Origin of the sequence: Gluconobacter sp. Dm-73, from assembly GCF_018256215.1 — a bacterium.
Taxonomy (GTDB): domain Bacteria; phylum Pseudomonadota; class Alphaproteobacteria; order Acetobacterales; family Acetobacteraceae; genus Gluconobacter; species Gluconobacter cadivus.
In genome coordinates this window covers 1-25,880 of the sequence record NZ_JAERLW010000016.1, presented here as the reverse complement: position 1 = coordinate 25,880, position 25,880 = coordinate 1, and the positions used below count along the sequence as shown (strand labels likewise).

The window sequence follows — 25,880 nt, the reverse complement described above, 5'->3', positions numbered from 1 at the left end:
ATTTATCGGTTATTTAGAATATTTTCCTCGATATATATAAATATCATTTAGTTTTTATATTTATTTAAATCATATTGGTTTTTATATTTATTTTTTATATTTATATTTACTTTATTCTTTCTGAATTTATTTGAAATAAAACTCCGAAATACGAAAATGTGACATAAGCGCAACGCCTTTCATGACATGTGTCAAGCATGTTGCATTTTCGTAGCAGAAGCATTGCACACCGTTTCGATTTTCGATGAACATGTCGCCAGAGATACAAAAATTTCATGCGACCTTATCGAGAAGGGACAACGGCCGCGATGACCACCTCTGTGCAACATTCACTCAAAAGACGCACACCTGCGCCCCGGACAGTCGTCCGGATGTTCCTGATGGCCGGCATTTCCTACAGCGTTCTGCCCAGCATCAGCGCTCATGCACAGACCACAACGACAGCCCCTACAAAACATGCTGCCGTTCATAAGAGTGCTACCAAGAAAAAGGCACATACAAAAACCGCCACCGCAACGACCGCCCCAACGGCGGCAGCTCCGGTCGTCGCTCCAGTCACGGCAACAGCAGCAACCAGCACCAACAGTAAGGTCATGCGAGACGCCGAAGCGTCTGCTGAAGCTGAAAATCTGAAGGTTTCTGAAACGGTTACGGTCACTGGCACGCGTCTGTCGCAGACGCGTCTGACAAACGTCATGGCTGGTACGTCACTGTCTGCAGACCAGATCAAGAAGCGCGGATACACCGATATCGGCATCGCGCTGATGCGTGAAAACCCGGCTTTCGGCGTCGGCGACAATACGCCAATCGGTGCCCAAGGCAGCTTCGGCGCCGGTCAGTCCTTCACCTCCCTGCTCAACTTGGGCAGTGACCGGACCCTGACGCTAATCGATGGTATGCGCATGGTAGGTGGCTCGACGGCCTCTCTGTACGGCGCGGGCTCGGGCTCCCAGGTCGACGTCAGCGCCGTTCCGACCTCTCTTCTAAAGGGTGTGGACACCAAGCTTGGTGGCGCTGGCGCTGCTTATGGCGCGGACGCCGTTGCCGGTGTGGTTAACTACCAGCTTGATGATCACTTCACGGGTGTGGACTTCAATGCTCAGGGCAACTGGAGCCAGAAGCTCGACGCCCCCGGCGAAAAAATTACCTTCAAAGTCGGCCATGACTTCGATCACGGCAAGGGAGGCATGGTCTTTGACGTTGAATACCGCAATCAGGGCGGTATGCTGGACAATGACCGTATCAACCTGACCGGTCGTGACCGGATCGGCTATGTCCGCGCACCGTACGGCAGCACAAACTCTCCCTATATCTATAATTTCGACAAGGCTTCCCGCAACATCACTGCTACCGTAACCGGTATTCCACAGCTGACGGGCGAAAGTGTTCCCATCTCGTATGGCAAAGTTGTGGATGGCATTTCGAATGCCGCAGGTCAGCCACTGATGTTCAGCCGGAACGGGCAGTCTCTCGTTCCTGTCACGTGGAACTACGCAACAAAAAGCTCAACAACTGTGGTAGGGGGTAACGGAACTGCCCTTCAGGACTACGGCCAGCTCTTCACCCCGACCAACAAGCTCAACCTGACACTGCTCGGTCATTACGATATCACCGATCATATTCATGCAACGTGGCAAGGCTGGTACGCTCGCGGAACAGCGTCCAGTGAGGTCGCACAGGGCACCTGGAGCACGCCATCATTCAATGAGCCACTGACTCTGGAGAATTATCACAACGATGGTGCCGTAACAGGCGCTTACCAGCTCAGCACGAACAATCCGTTTCTGACATCTGCTGAACAGACAACGATCAAGAACGCACTTGCCGCCAAAGGTCTGCCGACCGACACATTCTATATGTCGCGTCTGAATCAGGACCTGGACGGCGGGATGTTCCAAACAACGATGCAGATGTTCCGCTTCCAGGGCGGCCTGAATGGTGACTTCGACGCCGTCGGTCGTCACTTCAACTGGAAAGTCCAGGGCGAATACAGCCGCTACCTGAACGATACATGGGCACCGTCCATCGTAGCACAGAACCTCATCAATGCGGTTAATTCCACAACGGATGCGAACGGTAACATCATCTGCTCCCCCGGCTACACCAACGCACCTGTAAAGACTCGCAGTGCTACCTGCGCACCGTTCAATCCTTTCGGTACGGGTCAGTCTTCGCCAGCAGCCGTGAATTACATAACGGCAGATGCCCATCAGAAAAATGCCAACGCACAGCGTGATATTCAGGGCGAAATTTCCAGCACAGTCATGCGGCTCCCCGCAGGCGACGTGAAATGGGATATCGGTTATGAACATCGTCGTGAGGGTTATCGCTTCACTCCCGATGCGTTCTCCCGCGGGTGGCTACAGAGCGACGGTTCGTATCTGCAATACGGCAACGCAACCTCACTTCCTCCCACCGGTGGCGCATATCACACGCATGAAGTTTTCGGTGAACTTGACGTTCCTCTGATCTCTCCCAGCATGCATGTCCCCGGCGCCTACAGCCTGTCCGCCACAGCGAACGGCCGTTACATCAACAACAGCATGACCGGCGGCTACTGGACGTACATGTTCGGTGGAGCATGGTGGCCGACACAGGACTTCGGCCTGAGCGGCAACTATGCACGCTCCGTGCGTAACCCATCTGTGACCGAACTATTCGCGCCCCGGAGCACAGACTATGAGTATGGTACCGACCCCTGCTCGACAGCGGGGATCGGCGCTGGCCCAAATCCTGCCATCCGTGCAGCAAACTGCGCAAAGGCCGGAATCAGCCAGCCTTTTGAATCCGACTTTAATAACTTCTCCATCACAGGCACGGCTGGCGGCAACAACAAGCTGAAGAACGAAGTCTCAACCAGCTATACAGGCAGCCTGGAACTTCGCCCGCACTTTATCCGCGGCTTTGACTTCACCGGCTCTTTCGTGGATGTAAAAATCAATAATGCGATCACGTATCTTGGCGCGGAAGATGTCATGGACGCGTGCTATGACTCGACGTCCTATGGTCCGAGCAACGCTTATTGCAATCTGTTCCAGCGTAATTCATCAACACATCAGCTTGAAAACTACCAAGTCGGCTACTACAATATTGCCAACTATGAGACGCAGGCCCTTCAGGCCCATCTCGAATACAACACATCCCTCACGCGTGTTGGCCTGCCTGCTTCTGCTGGTTCTGTTGGCCTCACAGGCACATATGTCCACTACCTGAAGAGCCAACAGTCGTATCTGGGCAGCAGCTATCTTCTGTCTGGTACAACGAGTGCACCAAACGACAGCTTCACGCTGAATGCCAACTACATTCGCGGCCCGCTCTCGGTTCAGTGGCAGACGATCTGGTATGGTCCAACAAAATATGCCGTTCAGGTTCCGTCTAACTATTATGCTGCTAACAACCGTCCTTCCTGGACTTACTTCAACCTGACGCTGGGCTATGACATCACCAAGAACTTCAGCGCCAACTTCATGGTGAACAACATCACCAATGCGCTGCCGAAATATCCCGGTACGGTCAGCCTGAATCGCTACTATGATGCGATCATTGGCCGTTCGTTCCAGATGAACCTCGGCGTTCATTTCTGATCCTGCGATCAGAGGGAACTTTGGAAAAGAGGGGCTTCGGCCCCTCTTTTTTTGTCTCTAATCCGACATAAAAAACGGGACGGATTTTCATCCACCCCGTTTTGGTTTTCAGTGATTCTACAAGATTCAACCCGTTTCTTTGGGCGTATGCTTGATCCTGATGTTGTAGCCCCTGAGCATTCCGTACCAGTAGAGTTTCGGAAAGACTTCCGTCTTGAGGAACCATGCGAAACGGCTGGGTTTGCGCTGGTCATACGGGAAACTCGGCGCAACCTTGCCGCCATACAGGAACTCGGCCAGCACAACCTTCCCATAAGACACCGTCAGCGGGCAGGCGCCATAGCCATCATAGCTACCCGTCTGCGGGCGACCGTCGAGCGAAGCCAGCAGGTTTTCCACAACGACGGGAGCCTGTTCGCGAGCAGCCGCGGCGGTCTTGGCGTTGCTGGTGCCCAGGACGTCTCCGGCACCGAAAATATTGTCATAGGTCTTGTGACGCAGACTGGCCGGATCGACGTCCAGCCACCCGGCTTCATTGGCCAGCGGGCTTGCCTGGATGAAATCCGGCGCACTCTGGGGCGGCACGACATGCAGCATGTCGAATGGACGCACGACGGTCTCGTCCGTCCCGACAATCTGAAACGTGGCCTCGCGCTTCTCGCCATCCACCTTGATCAGGTTTTCCTGCTTGTGCAAGTTCACACCGTAATAGTCGATCTGGCGCTGAAGCGACGGGACATAATAGGACACGCCGAACAGCGCATTGCCCGCCATTGAGAAATCGACATCGGTGCGGTGGAGCGAACCTTCGCGGCGCCAGTGATCGCAGGCCAGATAGACGATTTTCTGCGGTGCGCCCGCGCATTTGATGGGCATGGGCGGCTGCGTGAACAGCGCCTTGCCGCCATCGAGATGGCGGATGCATTCCCATGTATAGGCGACTGTTTCGCGTGAATAGTTGGACGTCACGCCATTGCGGCCCAGCGTCTCGGACAGGCCTTCGATCTTGTCCCAGTCAAGCTGAAGACCGGGGCACACAATCAAGCGGCGGTATTCCACGACGCGGCCGCTTTTCAGTGTCACGGTGTTGGATTCGGGCTGGAAGCTCTCAACGCTGTCCCGCAACCATTCGACATTGCGCGGGATCAGCCCGCCTTCCTGCCGCAACGTTTCGGGAAGCGTCATCACACCAGCACCCACCAGCGTCCAGCCGGGCTGATAGGCATGGGTCGTGGACGGCTCGATAATGGCGATCGAGAGATTGACGCGTTCACGTCTGAGTTGGGCTGCGATGGTGATGCCAGCGGCACCACCGCCGACGATGACGACTGAGAAACGATCCTGATGTGTCGGGTCTGCCATGTTCGGGTCCTCCAACGTCATGATGTGACGGCAAAGACGTTAGTCCAGAAGGGCAAGTCTTTCCGTAAGCAGGGAATAGAAGGCGTCTGCATCAACGTCATTGATCCATAACGCGTTCGGAACGCGATTGGTTACGTTCCACAGATCCACAACACTCTGACCCACGCATAGCGGCGCGTCGACCTCGATCTCCACATTGCAGCGCAGCCCTGCAAAAAGCTGCGGCCACAACAGGAAGCCGATAGTGAGCGGATCGTGCAGCGCACCGCCCTCCCAGCCATATTTCTGCTTCTCGAACCGGTCTTCCGCCCCCAGCATCCGCACGACCATGTCCGTCACGGGCGAGCCAACCGCCGCAATCGGCTTCAGGCGGGCCGGTGTGGCGATGGCGCGATGCGTCACATCCAACGGCAGAAGCGTGATGGGGATGCCGGAACGCATGACGATGCGGGCGGCATGAGGGTCCACGAAGAAGTTAAATTCAGCGGTCGGCGTGATGTTGCCACCCTCGCGCTGGGCACCGCCCATGGCCACAATTCCTGCGATCCGGGACGCGATATCCGGCGCATGGGTCAGGGCCAGCGCCAGATTCGTCATCGGGCCGAGGCAGACCAGCGTGATCGTACCTTCCGGCTCACGACGCAGCAGGTCCACGAGGTAGGTTGCGGCATCAATCGCCTGCGGACGCAGCGTCGGCTCCGGCAGATTGGCGCCCGCCATGCCCGTTTCGCCGTGCACATGCTCGGCGCTGATGGGGGCGCGATGCAGCGGACGCGCGGCGCCCGCGAACACCGGAATATCGGTCCGGCCCGTCAGTTCGAGCAGGGCGCAGGCATTTTTCGTCGTCAGGGCGACGGGTACATTGCCAGCGACAGTCGTGATGGCCTCGACCGCCAGTTCCGGCGAGGCCAGCGCCAGCAGGATGGCCACGGCATCGTCCTGACCCGGATCGGTGTCGATAACGATGCGGCGGGGTGCGGTCCCGGTGGAGCTGGCCTGTGTCATCATGCGTCTTCTTCGGAATCCTTGATCCAGACCTCAACCGGCCCCGTGACCTTGATCGTCATCGGACGGCCACGACGGTCCATGGCTTTGCCGACGGCCAGACGCACCCAGCCTTCGCTGATGCAGTATTCCTCGACGGTGGTGCGCTCTTCGCCCTTGAAGCGGACGCCGATGCCGCGCGACAGCAGTTCTTCGTTGTAATACGGGCTGTCGGGGCTGGCGGAGAGACGATCGGGAATGGTGTCGGTCATGGCTATCCTCGTTGTATCAGATCCGATCAGGTCGGACCGGCGCGTCAATGGTCTTCTCTGTAGCGCCGGATGGGCGGCTCTCCAAGTCCGACACCGAACGCAACGCCGGATATGGCCGCTCCCACAGGACGCGGAGCGCTGCTATGAGGGATGCTTCTTGTCGGAGACAGACCGCCCATGCCGTACCGCTCTTTTCGCCATAAACCGCTGACCACCCTGACGTCGCTCGTCATGCTTCTGACAGCCGGAGCCGCCCTGTCCGGCTGCGCCTCGGATGACGACGGCGACAACTGGTCCGTCAGCGCGCCCGTCTCGGCCGGGCAGGCGATCCGGCTGGATTCCGTGCCGTCCCATGAACCGGCTTCCGTCTATCGCCTGACCTACCGCAGCACGGATGCGCGCAACCCGCATCAGCTCGTGCGCGTGTCGGCACAGGTTCTGGTCCCGCGCGGTCCGGCTCCGGCGGGGGGCTGGCCTGTTCTGGCCTGGGCGCATGGAGAGAGCGGCCTGCACCTGACCTGCGCGCCGTCCGTGATGGGAATCGGCACCGTTCAAGCCCGTTTCTATGACGGATGGCTGCGTCAGGGCTTTGCGATCGTCGCGACCGACTATCCCGGCATGGGCGAGCCGGGCGCACCGCTTCTGCTGAATGCGCGTTCGGAAGGCATGAGCGTGCTGGATTCTGTACGCGCGGCCCGCGAACGCCTTCCAGATCTGTCGGACAATGTGGTGCTGAACGGCCATGCACAGGGTGGGCAGGCGGCTTTGGCGGCTGCGGCCATGGCTTCGACCTATGCGCCGCATCTGCATATTCTGGGCACGATCGCCGCCGCGCCGCCCTATCTGGACGAACAGGCAGCGCAGGAACTTCTGCATCCCGCCAATCCGCACAGCTTCTCCCCCGCCGTGCCGGAACTTCTGACGCTCGGGGAGTCGCTGGTCGAGGCCGATCCGTCCACCGACATCAACGAGGCCTTCACGCCCCGGGGGCAGCGCCTTTTGCATGATGCGGGCTCCATGTGCGCTTCGGATTTCTTCCCGATCGCCAAACGCTCCGGCCTGACGCCCGCAACCCTGCTCGAACCCGAAGCGGGCCGCGTGCTGGCCCCGGCATTTGACTGGGCGAAATATCCGGGCTTCTCCCTGCCCTCACCTGTTCTGATCGAATCAGGCGCGCAGGATCTGCACACCTCCACAAGCCAGCAGAAACGCCTTGTCGCGCGTCTCTGTGCCGCTGGAACGCCCGTAACACACCGGATTCATGACGCCAGCCATAACGGCACACTTGCCGCCATGATTACGGAAGCCCACAGCTTCGCCGGGCAGCTTCTTGCGGGCACCAAACCCCGTTCGGACTGTAATTCCGCGAAGTAACCTGACGGAGAAGAGATGTTTTCGCCCCTTCGGGGGTCGCATCCCGGAAACACTCTGTTAAAATCGGCCCCATGAATATCCTGATTACAGGGGCCGCATCCGGGATCGGACGCGGTCTTGCCCTGAAACTGGCCCGTCCGGGCGTTTCCCTGCATCTGTGCGATCACGCTGAAGATGGCTTGATGGAAACAGCCCGGCGCTGTGAGGGGCAGGGAGCCAGAGCGGTCCCAGCTGTGCTAGACACGCGCGATCGGCAGGGTATGGCCGACTGGGTTGCCGCCGCATCGCAAGAGCGGCTCGATATGGCGTTTCTCTGTGCGGGCATCACGGGCGGCCTGCCGCATACCGACAGCGACGGCCTACTTTTGGAGCGTGAAGAGCGCGTCCGCGACATGCTGGACATCAACCTGACTGGAACGCTCAATACGTTCTTTCCGGTTGTCGCGGCTATGCGCGGCCAAGAGCGGAATGGCGAAGACCTGCGCGGGCGGATCTGCGTTATGGCGTCCGTCGCGGGGTTCGTGTGTTACCCCGGCACGCCGTCCTATTCCGCATCCAAGGCCGCGCTGGACCGTTTCATCGTGGCCAATGCGGCCCGGCTGGGTAGTTTCGGCATCAGCCTGACCAGCGTATGCTGCGGATTTGTGGATACGGCCATGGTGAGGCAGAACCGCTTTGCCATGCCGGGTCTGGTGTCCACGGAAGAGGCCGTGCGCCGGATCCTGCGCGGAACGCTGCGACAGACGCGCCGGGTAATCTTTCCGGCATGGCTGGTCATGGGATCCCGCCTGATGGATCTTCTCCCGCCCCGCCTGGCAGAACGCTATTACGTCACCCAGCCCTCCGCCAAACCGGCAGGCATGCCGGACTTCTGACGGCCCGCACACTGAAGAACTGACATTTTGTGTCCTATCAGTAATGACCTGAAACGCGGTTTTGTGGATAAACTGACCGTATGAATTTCTGCCGCCTGTTCATAGACCGCCCGGTCGCGACGACACTGATGTCCATTGCCATCTTCATGGCGGGACTGATCTGCTATCCGCTCCTGCCCGTCGCCACGATGCCGGACATGACCACGACCTCCATCATGGTCGTGGCGACCCAGCCGGGCGCTGACCCACAGCAGATGGCAACCTCCGTCACAACGCCTCTGGAACGCAGGCTCGGGTCCATCGCGGATCTGGAAAGCATCGAATCCGACACCAGTGCCGGACAGGCCCAGATCTTTCTGGAATTCTCGTCGTCACGGAACATCGACGGCGCCCTGCGCGACACACAGGCGGCCCTGCGCGCCGCGCGCGCCGACCTGCCGACGGGGACCATGGATGCCGACCCGCAGGCCTTTAAAATGGATGGCGGCGGCTTCCCGGTCTATCTGATGAGCCTGACCGGGGACCAGAAAACACAGGCCGAGCTCTACGATATCGCCAATATCCGCATCAAGCCGCTGCTCGCCGAGGTCAAGGGCGTGGGGCGTGTGGAGGTCGTGGGGTCGACAAATCCCGCCGTGCGCGTCGAACTCAATCCCAACCCGCTCTATAAATGGGGCATCGGGCTTGAAGACATCCGCACCGCCCTTGCCTCGGCCAATGCCTTCACGCCCAAGGGTTTTATCGACAGCAATGGCCAGCGGATGATGCTGTCCACCAACGATCAGGCCGTCAACGCAGCCCAGTACCGGGACCTGATCATCGCATACCGCAACGACTTCTATCCCGTCCGGCTGAGCGACATCGCCACCGTCACGGACAGCGTGCAGGACGTTTATCAGACCAGCTACATCAACGGACACCGCGCCGTCACACTGGTCGTGACCGCCCAGCCCCATGCCAATACCGTGGCCATCGTGGACGGCATCAACGCCAACCTGACGCATCTGCGTGATGCGCTGCCTGCGGATGTCAATCTGGTCGTGGGCCTCGACACGTCCCGCTCCATCCGGGCATCGCTTGCGGATGCGCGACTGACGCTGATCCTGTCCGTCGTGCTGGTCGTGCTTGTGATTCTGCTGTTCTTCCGCAGATTCGTCACGACCCTTATCCCGGCCGTGACGGTCCCCATCGCGCTCTCCGGCACACTGGCGGCGATGGCGGCGTTCAACTTCACGCTGGATGTCCTGTCGCTCATGTCCCTGACCATTGCGGTCGGTTTCGTGGTCGATGACGCCATTGTCGTGCTGGAAAACATTGCCCGGCATATGGAGGAAGGAAAAGACCGTTACACGGCCAGTCTGGTCGGCTCTTCGGAGATCGGCTTTACGGTCCTGTCCATCAGCGCCTCGCTGGTCGCCGTCTTCATCCCGCTGCTGTTTTTGCCGGGCGGCGCGGGTTCGATCATGTTCGAGTTCTGCATGACGATGATTTCCGCCATCGTCATTTCCATGTGGCTCTCCCTCACGCTGACGCCGATGATGTGCGCGCGGATGCTGGAAATCGACCACGGCGATCAGCCCCGCAAAGGCTTGATCGGCTCTATCGCGTTCCTCACGGAAACCTCGCTGGACTGGACACTGAAACAGTACGGCCGCTCCATGCACTGGTGTCTGCGTCACCCGATCCTGATGGGTATGACGCTACCGCTGAGCTTCGTGGTGCTGATCGGCTCCATCGTGCTGATGCCCAAGGAATTCATCCCGTCACAGGACATGTCGCTACTGGCGGGACGCATCAAGGGCGACCCCACGATGTCCTTTCAGGAAATCGACCGGCGTTTGCGGGAAATCGGCGCCATCGCCCAGACGGACCCCGATGTCACATCCACCACCATTTTCAGCGACGATAAAAACAGCGGTGAGCTTTATATCCATCTGAAGGAAAAGGACGAGCGCGTCTCCGCCGAAACTATTCTGGACCGCATCCGCAAACGCGTGCCCAACGAACCCGGTGCGGACGTCTCGTTCTGGAGTGTGGGCGGCAGCAGTCAGGGCGGCAGCAGTTCCAAGAACACCGGCAGCTACCGCTACGTCCTGCGCGGAGACAACGTCTCGGACCTGTTCGGCTATATCCCGATCCTGCTGAACGCCCTGCGCGCCTCGGGAAAGCTGGTCAACATTTCGTCCACGACCGAGGGGCAGTCCGTCGCGGCCTACATCACCGTCCAGCGCGATACGGAAGCGCGCTATGGTGTCACTCCGCAGTTGATCCAGAACGTTCTGTATGATTCCTACGGTCAGGCCATCGTCTCCACGATCCACCTGCCCACGACCGAACACCGCGTGGTCATGGTGCTGGCGCCGAAATACCGGATGGACCCCGAGACGCTTCATCAGGTCTGGATTTCCACCTCCGCAGGGACAGCAGCGGGCGGAGTGGCCTCCAACCTGATCCGCGCCCGCAGCGACTCCAGCACCTCCGCCAGCAGCTTCACATCGCTCGCGACAGCCTCCATCCAGAACTCGCTGGCCAACCAGTTGTCCGGCAACACCTCCAGCGGTTCCGCCGTCTCATCTTCGATCGAAACCATGATCCCGCTGATGAACGTCGCGTCCATCCTGTGGAAGCCGCAGCCGCTCGATATCACCCATCGCGGCAACTATTATTCCGCCAACATCTCGTTCGATCTGGCGACGGGTGTGAGCTACAACGATGCGGTCGCGCTCATCAAACAGACCATGCAGAGCACGCACGCCCCCGATGGCGTGCTGGGTGACTTCACCGGAACAGCGGGCGATACGCGCAAGCTCATGATCAACGGCGCACTGGCGTTCCTCGCCGCCATTGCCGTGATGTATATCGTGCTGGGCATTCTGTATGAGAGCCTGATCCATCCCATTACGATCCTCTCCACCCTGCCCTCCGCCGGGATCGGCGCGGTTCTGGGGCTGTGGATCGCGGGAGAGTCCTTCAGCATCATCGCCATGATCGGCATCATCCTGCTGACGGGCATCGTCAAGAAAAACGCCATTCTCGTCATCGACTTCGCCATCCATGCCGAACGTGTCGAAAAGCTCTCCCCGAAAGATGCCATCTTCAAAGCCTCTATCACCCGCTTCCGCCCCATCCTGATGACATCCCTCGCTGCTGCACTCGGGGCGGTCCCGCTCATCATCAGCAATGGCTACGGTGCGGAAATGCGCCGTCCGCTGGGTGTTTCCATCCTCGGTGGCATGGTCGTCAGCCAGCTTCTGACCCTTTACACCACACCAATCGTCTATCTTTGGATGGATGCCATCGGTGCGAGAACGAAGCGCCTGTGCCACTGGCTGCTCGGCCTGCTACGTCGCCACAACACCTCCGCCCCTTCCGTCAGACGGACCTGAAAACCATGATTCCTTATCGTCGCGTCGCCCTGCTGGCCGCGCTGTTCCCCGCGATGGCCTTTGCCGCCCCCGTGCAGCTTTTCGACCACATCTCCATCTCTCCCGATGGAAGCCGACTGCTGTCATTGCAGGAACCCGTCGGAGAACCTGCAACAAGCACCATTTCCCAGCCTGTGCTGTATACCCTCCCCTCCGGAGCCCGCAGCAATCTGGCTCTGTGTCATGGCTGTGAAGCAAGCGCGTTCGCCTGGCGTCGGGACGGGCAGGCACTGGCCTATGTTCTGAAAGATCCTTCCGTCAAAACCCTGTCTGTCTGGCAGACGGACAAGGATGGTCACCATGCAACACAGGTCCTGACCTTCAAGGGAACCCTTCAGTCGCTGTCCTATGGACCCAAAGGGCAGCTTGGCGTTCTGGCGATCGAAAACGCCCATCGGCAGCCCGGCGCCATGGAAGCAGGCGCAGCCCCGACCGGGGAAATCAATGCACAGATCGACGAACAGCGGATCGCTACGATCGAAAATGGCCATCTGAACTGGCAGTCGCCCGCCAATCTGTATGTTTATGAGTATGACTGGCGCCCGGACGGCGAAGGCTTTATCGCCACGGCTGCGCCGGGAAACGGAGACGATCACTGGTGGATTGCAAAGCTCCACGCCATCGCAAATGGGACGGACACCGTTCTTTACACCCCGCCTCAGGAACAGCAGCTCAACCTTCCGCGTGTCTCTCCGGATGGAAAACAGGTGTCCTTCATCGGCGGCCTGATGAGTGACTACGGAGCGATCGGCGGCGATGCGTACAGTCTGGATCTGACCAAAGCTGGCGCGAAACCCGTCAACCTGACACCAGGGCTGAAGGCCACCGTCACCGACCTTTCCTGGGAGTGTGGCCCGGGCCTCATTGCAACCGGTCTCAAGGGAGACCGCAGCGTTATCTGGTCCCTTCAGGGAGGCCAGAGGTCGTTGTGGGAAGAGACCATGATGCTGTCCAATGGCCGCTCGGAACCAAGCCTGTCCTGTGCCGGGCAGCACACCGCCATTATCCGGCAGAGCTTTGAAAAAGCCCCTGAAATCGCCGCTGGTCCCATTGGGCAATGGAAACCCGTCAATCAGGACAATAAAGCCCTTCCGGCACGTCTCAAGGCGCGCAGTCTGACGTGGAAAAGCGATGGCTATTCCGTGCAGGGCTGGCTTCTGGAACCCCTGACGCGCAAGCCGGGCATGGAGAAGAACGGTAAGGTCCCGATGATCGCCTATGTTCATGGCGGACCGTCCAGCGCCTCCAACCCGCGCTATTTCCGCGATAACAGCAAGCTTGCGATGGCGCTTCTGAATGCGGGTTATGACGTCTTCATGCCCAACCCACGGGGAAGCTACGGACAGGGCGAAGCCTTTACCGCAGCAAACCGTCGGGATTTCGGACATGGCGATCTCCGCGACGTCCTGCGCGGGATTGATGCGGTTGAGAAAATCGCGCCTGTCGACGACCACCGTCTGGGCCTGACCGGATTTTCCTATGGCGGCTACATGACGATGTGGAGCGTCACCCAGACAAACCGCTTCCGGGCAGCTGTTGCCGGAGCCGGAATTTCAAACTGGTTGTCCTATTACGGTGAAAACAACATCGATAGCTGGATGGTACCCTTCTTCGGAAAATCCGTCTACGACGACCCGGACATCTACGCCCATTCCTCACCCATTCTCTATATCCGACAGGCTCATACTCCGACCTTCATTTTCGTCGGCTCTGCGGATGAGGAATGCCCAATGCCCCAGAGTCAGGAATTTTTCCATGCGCTCCAGACCCTGCATGTGCCGAGTTCGCTCGTCATCTATCCGGGACAGGGCCACGGCATGAGCGATCCAAAGTCCTGGGACGATGCCGTACAGCGGACCATCCACTGGTTCGACACCTATCTGACGCAGTAAAAAAACCGGCCTGACGGGCAGCGGCGGCTGCCCGTCAGAGAGACGGAAGAGCCGTCGTCTGCTGATGGGTTCTGCTGTCAGCGGAAAGTGGCATGATGCCGGGAATGACTTCCACTTCCGTCCGGTCCACAACACGCCCTGTCAGCACCATATGGCTACTGGCATTGTAAACATGCACGGTATCGCCCTTCCCGCCTGTTTCCAGGACAGTTCCAGACACCGTCAGGTGAAGGCTCTCGCCGGAAAACGTCGCCACCACCGGCGAACCGCGATGGACAAGCTGAGGATGTGCGAGTTGCGACACACTGAGAACCTGACCGGCGGCAAGCACGCCACGCGCTTCCAACCCAACCGCATCCTCAGGGTTCTGTAACGCATCATCCGGAATCAGACCGACGCGGACAAACGTCATGGTGACATCGTCTGGCAGGATGGGCTGTCCCAGATGCATGGCGTGACGCAGGGTTACCGCACGCACCTCCATGGTTGCCGTGCCACTCACATTGAAAGCCGTTCCCTGCCCACCTTTGGCAGAAGGCACCTCAAGCCGAGCCGTAAAATGCTCGCTGCCATGCGGCGGACGGTCAATATGCAGAATGGCGGGTGCGCCCTGATCCGCAACCGGAACTGGCACCGGCTTGAACCCGGTCAGCGCCACTTCCACCCGTGCCTCGGAAGGCAGTTCCAGTCCTTCGCGGACAACAGGCAGGACATCATCTGCCGTAATCATCCGCGCCGTGTGGGTTACGGTCACAGATACCAGAGGCGAAGCATCCGGCCAGTCCACGCCGAACTGAGCGGCAATGGCGGTCAATTGAGGGCCACCCACCACATAACTGGCTCCAAGCGCCGGAGCATCTCCGATTTCGGTGTCCTGCCCCTTGCCCAGATCGTCGAACAGATCCGACAAACGCACGCGTGGGTGATCGACATTGACGGCCGTGCGTAACGTCGCCGCCGACGAAAAGGAAAATGCCTCGCACCCTGCCAGCAGTAGAATGCCACCCGTCAGCAGGGCGCGGTTCATCTTTTAAGCGCCGCCCAGATTGGTGACGGTTTTCAGCATGTCATCAGACGCGGTGATGACCTTGCTGTTCATTTCATAGGCGCGCTGTGCCGTAATGAGGTCAGTGATTTCGGTCACGACATTGACGTTCGAGTTTTCGACATAACCCTGCATGATACTGCCGTAGCCGACGGCTTCAGGGTTGCCCATCATGGCATCGCCAGAGGCCGTCGTCTGCGTGAACAGGTTCTGCCCCATCGCGGCCAGACCGTTCTCGTTGGTGAAGATGCCAAGCTGAAGCTGGCCGACGAGCGTCGTGTTGTTCTGCCCGGCGATCTGCACACTCACCTGACCGGACTGATCAATCGAAATACTCTGGGCATTGTTGGGGATCGTGATCGTCGGGCTGATGAGATAGCCGTCTGCGGTCACGAGAGAACCGTTATTGTCCATCGAAAACGTGCCGTCGCGGGTATAGGCAAGCTGTCCCGAAGGAAGCTGGACCTGAAAATAACCGCGCCCCTGAACCGCCATATCAAGGGAGTTGCTCGTCTGCTCAAGACTGCCCTGATCGTTAATGCGATAGATCGCCGCCGTCTTCACACCAAGGCCGACCTGCGCGCCAGCGGGAATGGTCGTCCCGGTATCGGACGAACTTGCGCCCACGCGACGGAGGTTCTGATAGATCAGATCCTGAAACTCGGCGCGGGAGCGTTTATATCCCGTGGTGCTCATGTTCGCGATGTTATTGGAAATCGTTTCGACGTTGGTCTGCTGGGCCTGCATGCCCGTTCCGGCGATGTCGAGTGCGCGCATGGAAAATTATCCTTGTCCCGTCAGGGGAAATAATCAGGCCGAAACCTGAACGATCTTGTCGATGGCGTTTTTCTGGCGCGTGGCTTCGGCATCTACGAACTGCGCCATGAACTGGAAATTCCGCTGGATTTGCATCATTTTCGTGACTTCGGTCATCATCTGGACGTTGCTGCCTTCCACCATGCCCTGCACGATATTGGGCCGTTCCACAGCGGTTGTGGGCTGCTCCGTCCGCAGAAGCCTGCTGCCTTCGGCCTGAAGTTTGTTGTCGTCCTGTGCCGTCACGATGCCGATCTGACCCTGTTCGCCCGTTTCGGTCGAGATCACGCCATCGGCGGAAATGGTGATGCGGTGGTCGGTCTGGGGAATAACGATCGGCTGTCCGTCCCGGTCCAGCAGGGCATTGCCGCTTTCATCAACGACGGCGCCGTCCTGCTGTTCCTCAAACCGCCCTGCCCGGGTCAGGCGCACACCATTGGCGGTACGGACCTGAAAATACCCCTCGCCTCCAAGCGCCAGATCCAGCGGATTGCCGGTGGACTGCATGTCGCCCTGCTGAAAGTCCCGATATGTCGCACGGTCCTGCGTATAGGATTCCGTATCCGCACCTTCGGCCTGTTTGGAACCGTGCTGATGGGACAGGAAGTCACTGAAGAGGACATTTTCGCGTTTGTAGCCCACGGTCGATGCGTTCGACATGTTGTCCGCAACCACGGACATGGCGCGCTGCTGGGCATCCATGCGCGAAAGCGCGATATAGGTACTGTTCTCCATGGGCGTTACAGGCTCCGGTCAATCCCGATTTCGAAGCACAGCGTAGCGGCACAAAGCTTTCCCAATCGTTAAACGAACGCCCTCAACCCGACTCGCCGTGACGATATGGTGAAAGAGTCAGCAGTTCCGCCGCCTCTGCCTGCAAGGCCGTCCGTTCCTCTTCCACGAAGGCTGCGACCGCCTGTCGCAGACCGGGATCGAGTATGGCATGGGCGGAATGGGTGAAGCTCGGGAGATAGCCGCGCTGAATCTTATGCTCCCCCTGCGCCCCGGCTTCGACACGGGAGAGGCCGTGTTCGATGGCGAAGGCAATCGCGCGGTAATAACACAACTCGAAATGCAGGAAGGGCCAGTCCCCTTCGCAGCCCCAGTTCCGCCCGAACAAAGCGTCCTTCCCCATAAGATTCAGGGCCCCGGCAACGGCTTTTCCGTCATGATGGGCCATCATCAGAACCACGCGGTCTCCGAGGCGTTCGGACAGCATGGAGAAGAAGCGTTCAGTCAGATAGGCGCTGCCCCATTTGCGGTCGATCGTGGACTGGTAGAAGCGATAGAATGCTTTCCAGTCTTCCGGCGTGATGTCGTTTCCTCGGAGCGTGCTGAAGGTCAGGCCGCAGGATTGGGCGGCGCTGCGTTCCTTGCGGATGGATTTGCGTTTGCGGGAAGACAGGGCGGCCAGAAAATCGTCGAACGTCGTGTAGCCGTTATTCTGCCAGTGATATTGAAGGCCTGTTCGCGGCAGATACCCGGCGTCGGTAAAGGCATTCAGCGAAACCCCGTCGCAGAAATTGGCATGCAGGGAAGAGAGGCCGAGCTGCGCCGTCGCCTGAATGAGCGCGGCGGCAAGGGCCTGCGCCACACCCTGCGCGTCAGGGAGACCGGGGCGCAGCAGCAGCCTCGGTCCGGGAACCGGCGAGAACGGGACGGCACAGACGAATTTGGGATAGTAGCGCCCGCCTGCGGCTTCATAGGCGCGGGCCCAGCTCTGGTCGAAGACATACTCGCCCCAGGAATGGGATTTTCCGTAAAGTGGGGCGAGAGCCGCGATCGTGCCATCCGGCGCGCGCAAGGCGGCATGACGAACCAGCCAGCCGGAGCGGTCCGCGACGGAACCGCTGTCTTCAAGGGCGGACAGGAAACCGAAAGAGACAAACGGATTGTCCGTTCCCGCACAGGCGTCCCAGGCTTCGGCCCCGATCTCATGGATCGAGGCATGAAGGCTCAGGCTCCAGTCGGGGGACGGCATGGTGCCCGTTTCTCCCATTCGGTCTCTCCCGTATCAGGCGATTTCGAACAGCGCCTCGACTTCGACCGGGGCATTCACGGGCAGGCTCGGCACACCGATGGTGGAGCGTGCATGGCGTCCGGCGTCACCGAACACATCGACAGCTAGATCGGAGGCACCGTTCATGACGGTGGCGTGGTCGGTGAATTCCGGCGTGCAGGCAATGAAGCCGCCCAGACGGACAACGCGCGTGATACGGGAAAGATCGCCGTCGAGCGCAGCCTTGGCCTGTGCCAGAACATTGATAAGGCAGGCGCGGGCACAGGCCACACCGGCATGGGCCGAAACTTCGTCACCCAGCTTGCCGGTGATAAGCAGCTTGCCGTCCACCAGCGGGAGTTGGCCGGACACGACGAGCAGGTTTCCCGTCCGTACGGTCGTGACGTAGTTCGCAACCGGAGCGGCTGCGACCGGCAGCGTGATGTCGAGGGCGGCGAGGCGGGATTCGGGGGTCGCGGTCATGGGAAAATCTCCGGTTTAGGGCGCCCGGAACGGGCATCTGATAGGACTATATGTTGAAGCGGGAACGACCCGATGCCAAGGGGGAAAGGCTGGAGCCGGGTCAGGTCGGCAGGCTATCGTCGCCCGCCAGGCTCCTGCGGCTGCGTTCGAGTTCCTCGGCATAGCGGCGCAGGGCGTGCTGTTCGGTCAGGGTTCCGATCACCTGCCGTGATTGTGGATCTTCGACGACGACAAGTGCATCGGCCTCGGCTTTTTCGAACAGTTCGATCGCCTCGCGGACATTCATGAGCGGTGTGAGCATGGCGTTACGGAACAGGGCCAGCGTTCTGATCGGCGTCTGATCCGAAGGCGCGGCATGCAGTTCCGCCAGATGAACGATGCCGTCATAATGACCCGCTTCGTCAAGCAGCACGATCCGCTGGGCCGCACCGGGCGGAAACAGCGTCTGAGCCCGGCTCACGGACGTCTCTGCCGGAAGCGTCCGGACCTGTCCGCGCATCATCCGGCGCACATTCAGAGAGCGCATCCAGCCGATATCGACTGCAGAGCGGATGGATTCGCCCCGCAGATGGAAACGCCATGTTGCAAAGCTGTAGCCGAACAGGCGCCGCACCGTGAGCAGGGAGAGCACTGCGGCCACCAGCGTGGCACCACTCATGGACACGCTGCCGGTCAGTTCCAGCATCAGGCACACCATCGTCATGGGACTACCAATGACCGCCACGGCCATCGCGCTCATACCAATCAACGCGCAGGCCGTAACGGAATCCGGCGCAACGCCCAGCGGCGCCAGAAGCGTGCCATAGATCGTCCCGGCCAGTGATCCGAGATACAATGAGGCGAAAAACAGCCCCCCGCGAAACCCCGACCCGATACACAGGCACGATGCCAGCGCTTTCAGGAGCAGAAGAACGACGGCCATTCGCGCGGTAACATTCCCCGCAAAGACTGTCCGCATTGCTTCATGCCCTGCGGACAGAACGGACGGATGGAGCGTTGCCAGCCCTCCCACGATCAGCCCGCCCACCGCCGGACGTAGCCAGACCGGGCCGGGCATGCGCCGGAACAACCCCTCCGTCTGTGTAACGCAGAACATCAGCCCGATGGCCGTCAGCGCCGTCAGAACACTGATGAGGACCGCCCCGGCCGTTCCTTCCCAGGACAGATCTCCGGGAGACGGAATAACGATGCCCGGCGGCACACTGCCCAGAAAGCGCGTCACGCCCACACCTGCCAGCGCAGCCACGGCCACAGGGGACAAACTGCCCAGAGAATAAGACCCGATCACCAGTTCGAACGCATAGAACGCGCCCGCCACCGGCGCATCGAACGCCGCCCCGATCGCGGCCCCGGCCCCGGCTCCCACCAGAACCCGCAGATCTTCCCGGCGCACCCGAAATGACCGACCGATCCGGGAGCCAAATGCTGCCGCGATCTGGGTAAATCCGGCCTCAAGCCCGATGGAACCGCCCACGCCGTTGGACAGAACCGTCTGACAGACAATGACCAGACTGTCCCGTACCGACATACGTCCGCCATGCAGCGCATTTGCCTCGATGGGGTCCACTGGGCTGCGCGGCATGGTTTTTGCGATCAGCACCCCGAACAGGCCGATCATCAACCCGCCGCCGCTTAGTACGACAACTGTCCGGATAGGGGGCAAAGCGTTCAAACCGGACAGATGACCGCCGGACACGCCCGAAACACCAAAAAGCAGTCTGTGCATCCAGAAGGTGAGATGGGTCATGACGACCACACACAGCCCTGACAGAATGCCGACAAATCCCGCCAGAACGCTCAACCAGATCTCGTTGCCACGCACCAGTGTCCGCAGATTCAGGGGGGCGTGAGGAAACAGACGCGCCTGTAAGCGGTTCAACCGCTGGCGCAGGATGCGCGAACGGTCCTGAAAAGGGGCGGGACTGGTGGACAAGCGGGCTCCCGGGCGGCAGGTGTGATCCTGTTTGACGGCAAGCGCGCTGCCGATCAACAGCTGTCATGGAAGGATCACCGATGAAACTGCATGCCATCGAACGCGGCGAAGGCCCGGAGACGGTCGTTTTCCTGCACGGGCTGTTCGGACGGGCCCGGAATCTCGGCTTTCTCCAGCGCGGCGCGGCTGCGACCTTCCGAACGCTGGCGTTGGATCTGCGCAATCATGGCCACAGCCCGCATGGTCCCACCAGCTATGCCCTCATGGCACAGGACGTGCTGGAAACGCTGGACGATCTGGGAATCGAGCGCTTTGCGGTCGTCGGACACTCCATGGGTGGCAAAGTCGGCATGATGCTCGCGCTCGCCGCCCCGGAGCGCGTCACGAAGCTGCTCGTTGCAGACATCGCCCCGGCCCGAACAGGACATGGGCAACGCGAGATGATCTCGAAGCTCGAAACCCTCACATTCCCTCCCTCGCTGGAGCGGCGGGAAGGGCTGGCTCTTCTGGAGCCCATCACAGGCAGCCGTCCCGTCGCCGAACTCCTGCTGCAAAACATCCGGCTGGGCGATTCTCCGGGCTGGAGCATCGGTTTTGACGCGCTTTCCCGCGACATTCATGACATCGAAAGCTGGCCCGACCTTCAGATTGCCCCTTACGAAGGGCCTGTTCTTTTTCTGCGCGGCGGAGCCTCGCCCTATGTCCTGCCCGAACATCACGATCATATCCGGGCGCTCTTCCCGCAGGCGCTGATCCGCTCCCTGCCCGATGCCGGGCACTGGCTGCATGTGGAACAGCCCCGGGCTTTTCTGAAAGAAATGATGGAATTTCTTCAGATTCCAGCCCGGTAAAATACGTTACGAAATCAAATCAATCAGATAGACGGCAGTTTTTCAGGAACCAAATCGTTACGATTAAGCAACATAGTGAAAATCTAATATATTAATATTTTGGTAATTTAAAAAAATTCAATTATAATTAAAGTAAAAAAGTTACTTTTCTGAAAAATTAACGACTACAACATCACTGCCGGAACGGCGCATGTAATAAACTTCTTCAGGATTACGCGGATGTACGCTCTACTGTTCTCCGAGCCCTTGGTAAATCGTGCCGAAATGCGTGTCTTTACACGGGAGAAAATCTATTCTTCCGCATTGGCCCGGGGCGCAGCCCATGGCGATAAAGAGACTATTAAGGCCATGATGATCGGCTGGTGGCCTTTTATTCAGGCTTTCGAGCGCGCTATTGACGTGCGCGTCGGCCATCTTCCCATCAAACCGCTCGTCCAGCGCTTCGGGCAGACCCGGATCAAGACCTTCTTTTCAGAAGCGCGTGAAGCCGTGCGGGAAATGAAGGAAGAGGAAGGCTCACACGCCATTCTCTGGGCCGATGGCGCAAAAGAATTCGGCCTCGACCTGTACGGAACGCATTACGACACGCTTCCCACGGTCCAGAAGCTGATCGCCAATGCCGACAGTGAAGATCCCGTGGTCTTCTTCTCCTGGCTCGCAGCCGTCGAATACATCGCCGAAGAGCTGGCCGCCTATCTGTGCCACGCACCGAAATTCACCAACCTGTTCGCAAAGAAGCACTGGACATGGGGTCTGGCGCATGATGAGCACGAACATGACGGCCCGTCCCATCTGGAAATCGATGAGGATCTGGCCCGCGGGTATTATCCGTCCAACGACCCGGACATCACCCGCGCCGCGCTGACAGCCAATATGCGCGAATGCATTGAAATGTTTGAAAAAGCCAGCCACGAGATTTACGCCACGACGCCGGAAATGGCACACTAACGAAACCTTAACTCTTTAACAGCTATCTCCGTGTCCGGGGCGCCATACCCGAGGCGCGGAGATGTTGCCTGCAACAGATTCGCTCTCTGCAAAGAAAAACTTCATAAATTCCTGTCATCGTGGCCCCCTCCTCCGCTATTGGGAAGGTTCATGATGTCTTTGCCTGTCTCACCGGCTCCCGTTGTCGCCTTCCCGCCATGCGCGACATAATGACAGCCGTCCTGACCCTGCTGAAACAAATGCGGTTTGCGCGACTTTTTCCCTTCCGGGCCGAGATCCCGGCAGGCGCAGAAGAAGAGATCCGCCTTTCGCGTTGCAGAGTTCTGCGCGGTCTGAACTTCTTCCATTTCGTCCCCCAGATCAGCTGTGGCCCGATCGCAGGCCTTTGCCTGATGCGGAACTATCCTTTTTACGGCGCGATTCTGTGCGGAACAGTCCTGCTCCTGCTCGCACTTTACAACATCTGCTTTTATGCAATCCCCACCGAAAAACTGGTCGACACCCGGCAGTCATGGATTCTCAAGGGTCTGAATTTCGCATTCGCCCTGTGCTGGGTCACCCTGCCTCCGGTCGTATTTCCTTACGGAGACGCGAATGACCGGGTTCTGGTCGCCGGCATCATGGTCGGGTTGACCGCGACGACCATTACACTGGTTCCTCTGACGGGCATGGGGGAAATCATTGCCTCCATGCTCATTCTGTCCTGCGGCGGTGCCCTGTTCGAAGCATGGACGATCGACCACGGTATTTTCTATTTTTACATCGCCATCGAAATGGCGGTTTATCTATTCTTTGTCCTGTCCCTGACGATGGCCGTCCGCACCCTGTTCACGGCTTTTCTGGTCAGCCGGTATTCCCTCGAACAGCGCAACAGCATCGTCCAGCTCCTGCTCCGCAACGCGGATGACGACACTGGCGACTGGCTGTGGGAGACCTGCGCGTCCGGAAGCCTGCGCAATGTGTCAGCCAGTCTGGCCTCGGCCTTCGGCAACAGCCGCGAGTGGCTTGAAACCCGCATCTTCTTTGACATCCTGTCTGATCTGGCCGGCCCGGCCGCTTTTGACGGCGATGAACGGACAGGGCTTGGACGTCTGCGGCAGTGCCTCGACAACCGGATTTTCTTCCGCGACATCGTGGTGTCCGGCACCCTGCAGGGTCAGCAGCGCTTCTGGTCGCTCAGCGGGCGTCCGGTTTTTCAGGACCGCATCTTCGTCGGCTATCGTGGCGTTGGAACGGATGTGACCCAGACGCACTGGGCGCAGGAAAGCGCGTCTTTCAGGGCACGGCATGATCTGCTGACCGGTTTGCCCAACCGCGGTGCTTTCCTCGATGACATGGAAACCTACCTCATCGAGGCCGCACGCACGGGAGAAGCGTTCGCACTGCTCAATCTCGATCTGGACGGCTTCAAACAGATCAACGACCGGCACGGCCATTCCGCCGGCGACGAAATGCTCCGGAAAGTCACGGTTGTCCTGAGCCGCACCCTGAGCGAACGCCACAGGCTCTACCGTTTTGGCGGCGACGAATTCATGTTGCTCGAACGCCAGACAACACCGGCCCAAGCTTCCGCCACCGCGTCCGGGCTGATCAATGCGCTGACGAACGTGCCCATCCGGGTGGGTGAAGGTGTGCGCTGCGCAGTCGGCCTTAGCGTAGGAATCGTGCTGTCCATCGGCGGATCTGAGCGCGTGGGAAGCCTGCTGGAAGCCAGTGATCTGGCGCTCTACGAGGCCAAGAGCCTCGGAGGCCACACGCATCGCTTCTACAACCCGGAGCTGCGAACCGTCGCCAAACGAAACCGGGACCTGATCCGTGCGCTCCCCCAGGCGTTGGAGGAAGGCGGTCTGGGCATTGTCTATCAACCTTTCTTCAACACCCAGAGCCAGAAGCTCTGCGGGTTCGAGGCGCTGATCCGCTGGTCCCATCCCGAATATGGCCGCGTCCCCCCCGAGCGGATCATCCAGCTTGCCGAGGAAGCGGGGCTGATCCAGAAGCTCGGCGTCTATGTCATGGAACGGGCCTGCCTCTTTGCCAGCGAATGGGAAGACGGGTTGGTGCTTTCGATCAATGTCTCCGTCGGGCAGCTTGAGGCCCCGACCTTCCTCAAGGACACGTTCCGGGTTCTGGAAAAAACCGGCTTCCCAGCCCGCTGCCTTCAGATCGAAATGACCGAAAACATCTTCATGGAGCCGGATGCCGCAACCTTCACGCTGCTCAGCCGCCTGCAGAACGCCGGGATTTCCATTGCGCTCGACGATTTCGGCAAGGGCTTCTCGTCTCTCGGATATCTGCGCTTCTTCCCGTTCTCGAAAATCAAGCTGGACGGTCTGTTCGTCAGGGACATGCTCCGCGAATCCCGCGCCGCTTCCATTGTGCGCGCCGTGGTGGATCTATCGATCGATCTGGGCGTGGCCGTGACTGCGGAAGGCGTGGAAAGTCAGGAACAGCTCTCCTATCTCAAGCGTCTGGGCTGCACGGAGGTTCAGGGCTATCTGCTGTCACGTCCCCTTTCCCCCGAAGATACCCGTCAGTTCATGACGACGATCCCGGCCGTGATGGAAGCGTCCTGAACTGCTTCAGGCCGTCAGGGGATTGGGAGCCGTTTTCTTCCCTTCCTCCGCCACGCGCCAGCAATACCAGGCCAGCGTCGATCGATAGGGGGAAAAGCGGGCCGTTTCCTCTTTCAGCGCCTTTGGTTTGGGAGGCAGTTCCAGCCCCCGCAGGCGCCGCCAGCCTTCCCGAACGCCAAAATCATCGACGGGCATCACATCCGGGCGATTCAGCGTGAACATCAGCAGCATTTCGACTGTCCAGCGTCCGATCCCCCGCAGAGTGACAAGACGCGCGATCAGCTCTTCATCCGTCATGCTCCGGGCCTCGGCGCGGCTGGGAACGGTTCCATCCAGACGGGCCTGTGCGACACCGCGCATGGCCAGAAGTTTGTTTCCCGAAAGGCCGCAGGCACGCAGGCTTTCCTCAGACAGTTCCAGAAGCCGTCCGGGCGCTGGCGGCGGCCCGTCCACCGTGCCCTGTTCTCCCAGCACGCAGAGGCGCCCGAAAATCTTCCGCGCCGCCGCTCCATGAAGCTGCTGCCCGGCGATGGCCCGAAGAAGGGCATCGTAAGGCTCCTGCCCGTCATCGCCCCGCAGGGTGCAAGGTCCGATACGCGCCATGGCCGCCGCCAGACCGGGATCGGAGCCAAGAAGTGTGGCATAATCAGCCATCAGGCATACGCCTTTCCGGAAGTTAAGGTTCGGGTGACTCTTTGTGTCTTTCGTGGGTCTCGCATTACTGCCATGATATGCCAAGACAGACGCCCACCCCCAGCCCCGGATAACCAGCCTGCCGGATGACAACCCCGACCGCCCTGGTGCAAAAGGTCTGGCGATGATGCGACGCCACCTTCTCCTTGCCGACCGGCTGTTTTCTGCCAGGTCCTTTCCCGACGGACGGCCCCGCCTATGAGCGGAACAGCCACAGTTACGTCCGGAAAGCCGCAGAAGCGCGAGCCGCAGCTCTTCGCCCCCTCGGCGCGGACTGCCCCCGCACGTCCGCAGCACGCCCCGGCCGGGACGCGCGAACGCCTGAGAGATTACGTCCCGCCCGCAATCCGGGTCCGTCCGGTGCTGACGCCGATGATGCGTCCGCAAACCATTGTCGAGAACGGTCCTACGGTTCCGTTCATTTTCTCGGCGGGACTTCACGCAGCCATTCTGGCCTTCCTGCTGATGCAGCATCAGGGCATGCATGGCTCGCCTGCGGGGCAGGAGCAGCCGCAGGTCGAGATGGTTTTCGATACGCCGCCTTCGAAAAGCAGCATGCGCGGGCCACGGGCGCATGAAGAAGGCGGTGCGCCCCCTCCTCCCTCAGCCCAGAGCCCGCAGGAAACACAGGAAGACCAGCAGCAGCCGCAAAAGGAGCAGTCCACTCCGACGCCTGCCGTTCCGACGCCTGAGACACCGTCCGCGCCTGAAGTGCCAGAAGAACCCTCAGCCGAACTGCCCAAGACAGCCCCCACCCCGGCCCCCATTACC

Annotated in this window: 18 protein-coding genes and 1 pseudogene; 9 read left to right on the top strand and 10 right to left on the bottom strand. The window is 59.7% G+C overall.

Features of this window, described 5'->3' with window-relative positions; genetic code table 11:
* The first annotated feature begins 380 nt into the window (after positions 1–380).
* Entirely contained in the window at positions 381–3,584 is a 3,204-nt protein-coding gene (locus JK176_RS14285) for a TonB-dependent receptor domain-containing protein (protein WP_249194528.1), read from the top strand.
* A 126-nt stretch (positions 3,585–3,710) separates the two neighbouring features.
* Here JK176_RS14285 and JK176_RS14280 read toward each other — a convergent pair whose 3' ends face one another.
* From JK176_RS14280 to JK176_RS14270, 3 genes are read right to left on the bottom strand one after another with little or no spacing between them, the layout of a single operon-like run.
* Positions 3,711–4,946 (bottom strand): FAD/NAD(P)-binding oxidoreductase, encoded by a 1,236-nt coding sequence (locus JK176_RS14280; RefSeq protein ID WP_211588318.1) that lies wholly within the window; start codon positions 4,944–4,946, stop codon positions 3,711–3,713.
* A 39-nt stretch (positions 4,947–4,985) separates the two neighbouring features.
* Positions 4,986–5,954 carry a nucleoside hydrolase gene (locus JK176_RS14275; protein WP_194261078.1) on the bottom strand — a complete coding sequence of 323 codons (969 nt, stop codon included), beginning with the start codon at positions 5,952–5,954 and terminating at the stop codon, positions 4,986–4,988.
* A complete protein-coding gene (locus tag JK176_RS14270) occupies positions 5,951–6,202 on the bottom strand; it encodes a DUF3297 family protein (protein WP_099285842.1) in 252 nt (83 codons plus the stop codon). The genes JK176_RS14275 and JK176_RS14270 overlap by 4 nt, the downstream gene beginning before the upstream one ends.
* 177 nt (positions 6,203–6,379) lie before the next feature.
* On the opposite strand from JK176_RS14270, the gene JK176_RS14265 reads away from it, so the two are divergent.
* From JK176_RS14265 to JK176_RS14250, 4 genes are all read left to right on the top strand, one after another.
* Positions 6,380–7,576 (top strand): lipase family protein, encoded by a 1,197-nt coding sequence (locus tag JK176_RS14265; RefSeq protein WP_211588317.1) that lies wholly within the window; start codon positions 6,380–6,382, stop codon positions 7,574–7,576.
* A gap of 71 nt (positions 7,577–7,647) precedes the next feature.
* Positions 7,648–8,451, top strand: coding sequence for an SDR family oxidoreductase (locus tag JK176_RS14260; protein ID WP_211588316.1), 804 nt, complete (start codon positions 7,648–7,650; stop codon positions 8,449–8,451).
* A gap of 80 nt (positions 8,452–8,531) precedes the next feature.
* A complete protein-coding gene (locus JK176_RS14255; RefSeq protein ID WP_211588315.1) occupies positions 8,532–11,837 on the top strand; it encodes an efflux RND transporter permease subunit in 3,306 nt (1,101 codons plus the stop codon).
* Between the two features lie 5 nt (positions 11,838–11,842).
* Entirely contained in the window at positions 11,843–13,768 is a 1,926-nt protein-coding gene (locus JK176_RS14250) for a S9 family peptidase (RefSeq protein WP_211588314.1), read from the top strand.
* Positions 13,769–13,802: 34 nt separating this feature from the next.
* Here the strand turns inward: JK176_RS14250 and flgA are convergent, their stop codons facing one another.
* From flgA to JK176_RS14220, 6 genes are all read right to left on the bottom strand, one after another.
* Entirely contained in the window at positions 13,803–14,795 is a 993-nt protein-coding gene (gene flgA, locus JK176_RS14245; protein WP_211588313.1) for a flagellar basal body P-ring formation chaperone FlgA, read from the bottom strand.
* Between the two features lie 3 nt (positions 14,796–14,798).
* Entirely contained in the window at positions 14,799–15,590 is a 792-nt protein-coding gene (gene flgG / locus JK176_RS14240; protein WP_194261072.1) for a flagellar basal-body rod protein FlgG, read from the bottom strand.
* A 33-nt stretch (positions 15,591–15,623) separates the two neighbouring features.
* Complete coding sequence (gene flgF / locus JK176_RS14235; RefSeq protein WP_211588312.1) at positions 15,624–16,364, bottom strand: flagellar basal-body rod protein FlgF; 741 nt, start codon at positions 16,362–16,364, stop codon at positions 15,624–15,626.
* Between the two features lie 82 nt (positions 16,365–16,446).
* Positions 16,447–17,610 (bottom strand): GNAT family N-acetyltransferase, encoded by a 1,164-nt coding sequence (locus JK176_RS14230; protein WP_249194527.1) that lies wholly within the window; start codon positions 17,608–17,610, stop codon positions 16,447–16,449.
* Between the two features lie 33 nt (positions 17,611–17,643).
* Positions 17,644–18,111: a RidA family protein gene (locus JK176_RS14225; RefSeq protein WP_062027944.1), complete on the bottom strand. Its 468-nt coding sequence runs from the start codon at positions 18,109–18,111 to the stop codon at positions 17,644–17,646.
* Positions 18,112–18,211: 100 nt separating this feature from the next.
* Positions 18,212–19,990, bottom strand: coding sequence for a chloride channel protein (locus tag JK176_RS14220; protein WP_211588333.1), 1,779 nt, complete (start codon positions 19,988–19,990; stop codon positions 18,212–18,214).
* A gap of 134 nt (positions 19,991–20,124) precedes the next feature.
* On the opposite strand from JK176_RS14220, the gene JK176_RS14215 reads away from it, so the two are divergent.
* The 3 genes from JK176_RS14215 to JK176_RS14205 all read left to right on the top strand — a co-directional run bounded on the left by JK176_RS14215 (position 20,125) and on the right by JK176_RS14205 (position 24,416).
* Positions 20,125–20,895 carry an alpha/beta fold hydrolase gene (locus JK176_RS14215; RefSeq protein ID WP_211588310.1) on the top strand — a complete coding sequence of 257 codons (771 nt, stop codon included), beginning with the start codon at positions 20,125–20,127 and terminating at the stop codon, positions 20,893–20,895.
* 264 nt (positions 20,896–21,159) lie between these two features.
* Positions 21,160–21,843, top strand: a complete 684-nt coding sequence (locus JK176_RS14210) for a hypothetical protein (RefSeq protein ID WP_228125285.1) — start codon at positions 21,160–21,162, stop codon at positions 21,841–21,843.
* Between the two features lie 209 nt (positions 21,844–22,052).
* A complete protein-coding gene (locus JK176_RS14205) occupies positions 22,053–24,416 on the top strand; it encodes a bifunctional diguanylate cyclase/phosphodiesterase (protein ID WP_211588309.1) in 2,364 nt (787 codons plus the stop codon).
* Positions 24,417–24,422: 6 nt separating this feature from the next.
* On the opposite strand, the gene JK176_RS14200 is transcribed toward JK176_RS14205, so the two are convergent.
* Entirely contained in the window at positions 24,423–25,070 is a 648-nt protein-coding gene (locus tag JK176_RS14200; RefSeq protein ID WP_211588308.1) for a DNA-3-methyladenine glycosylase, read from the bottom strand.
* A 237-nt stretch (positions 25,071–25,307) separates the two neighbouring features.
* Here JK176_RS14200 and JK176_RS14195 point away from each other — a divergent pair.
* A pseudogene (locus JK176_RS14195) lies at positions 25,308–25,880 on the top strand (energy transducer TonB); the annotation flags it as partial.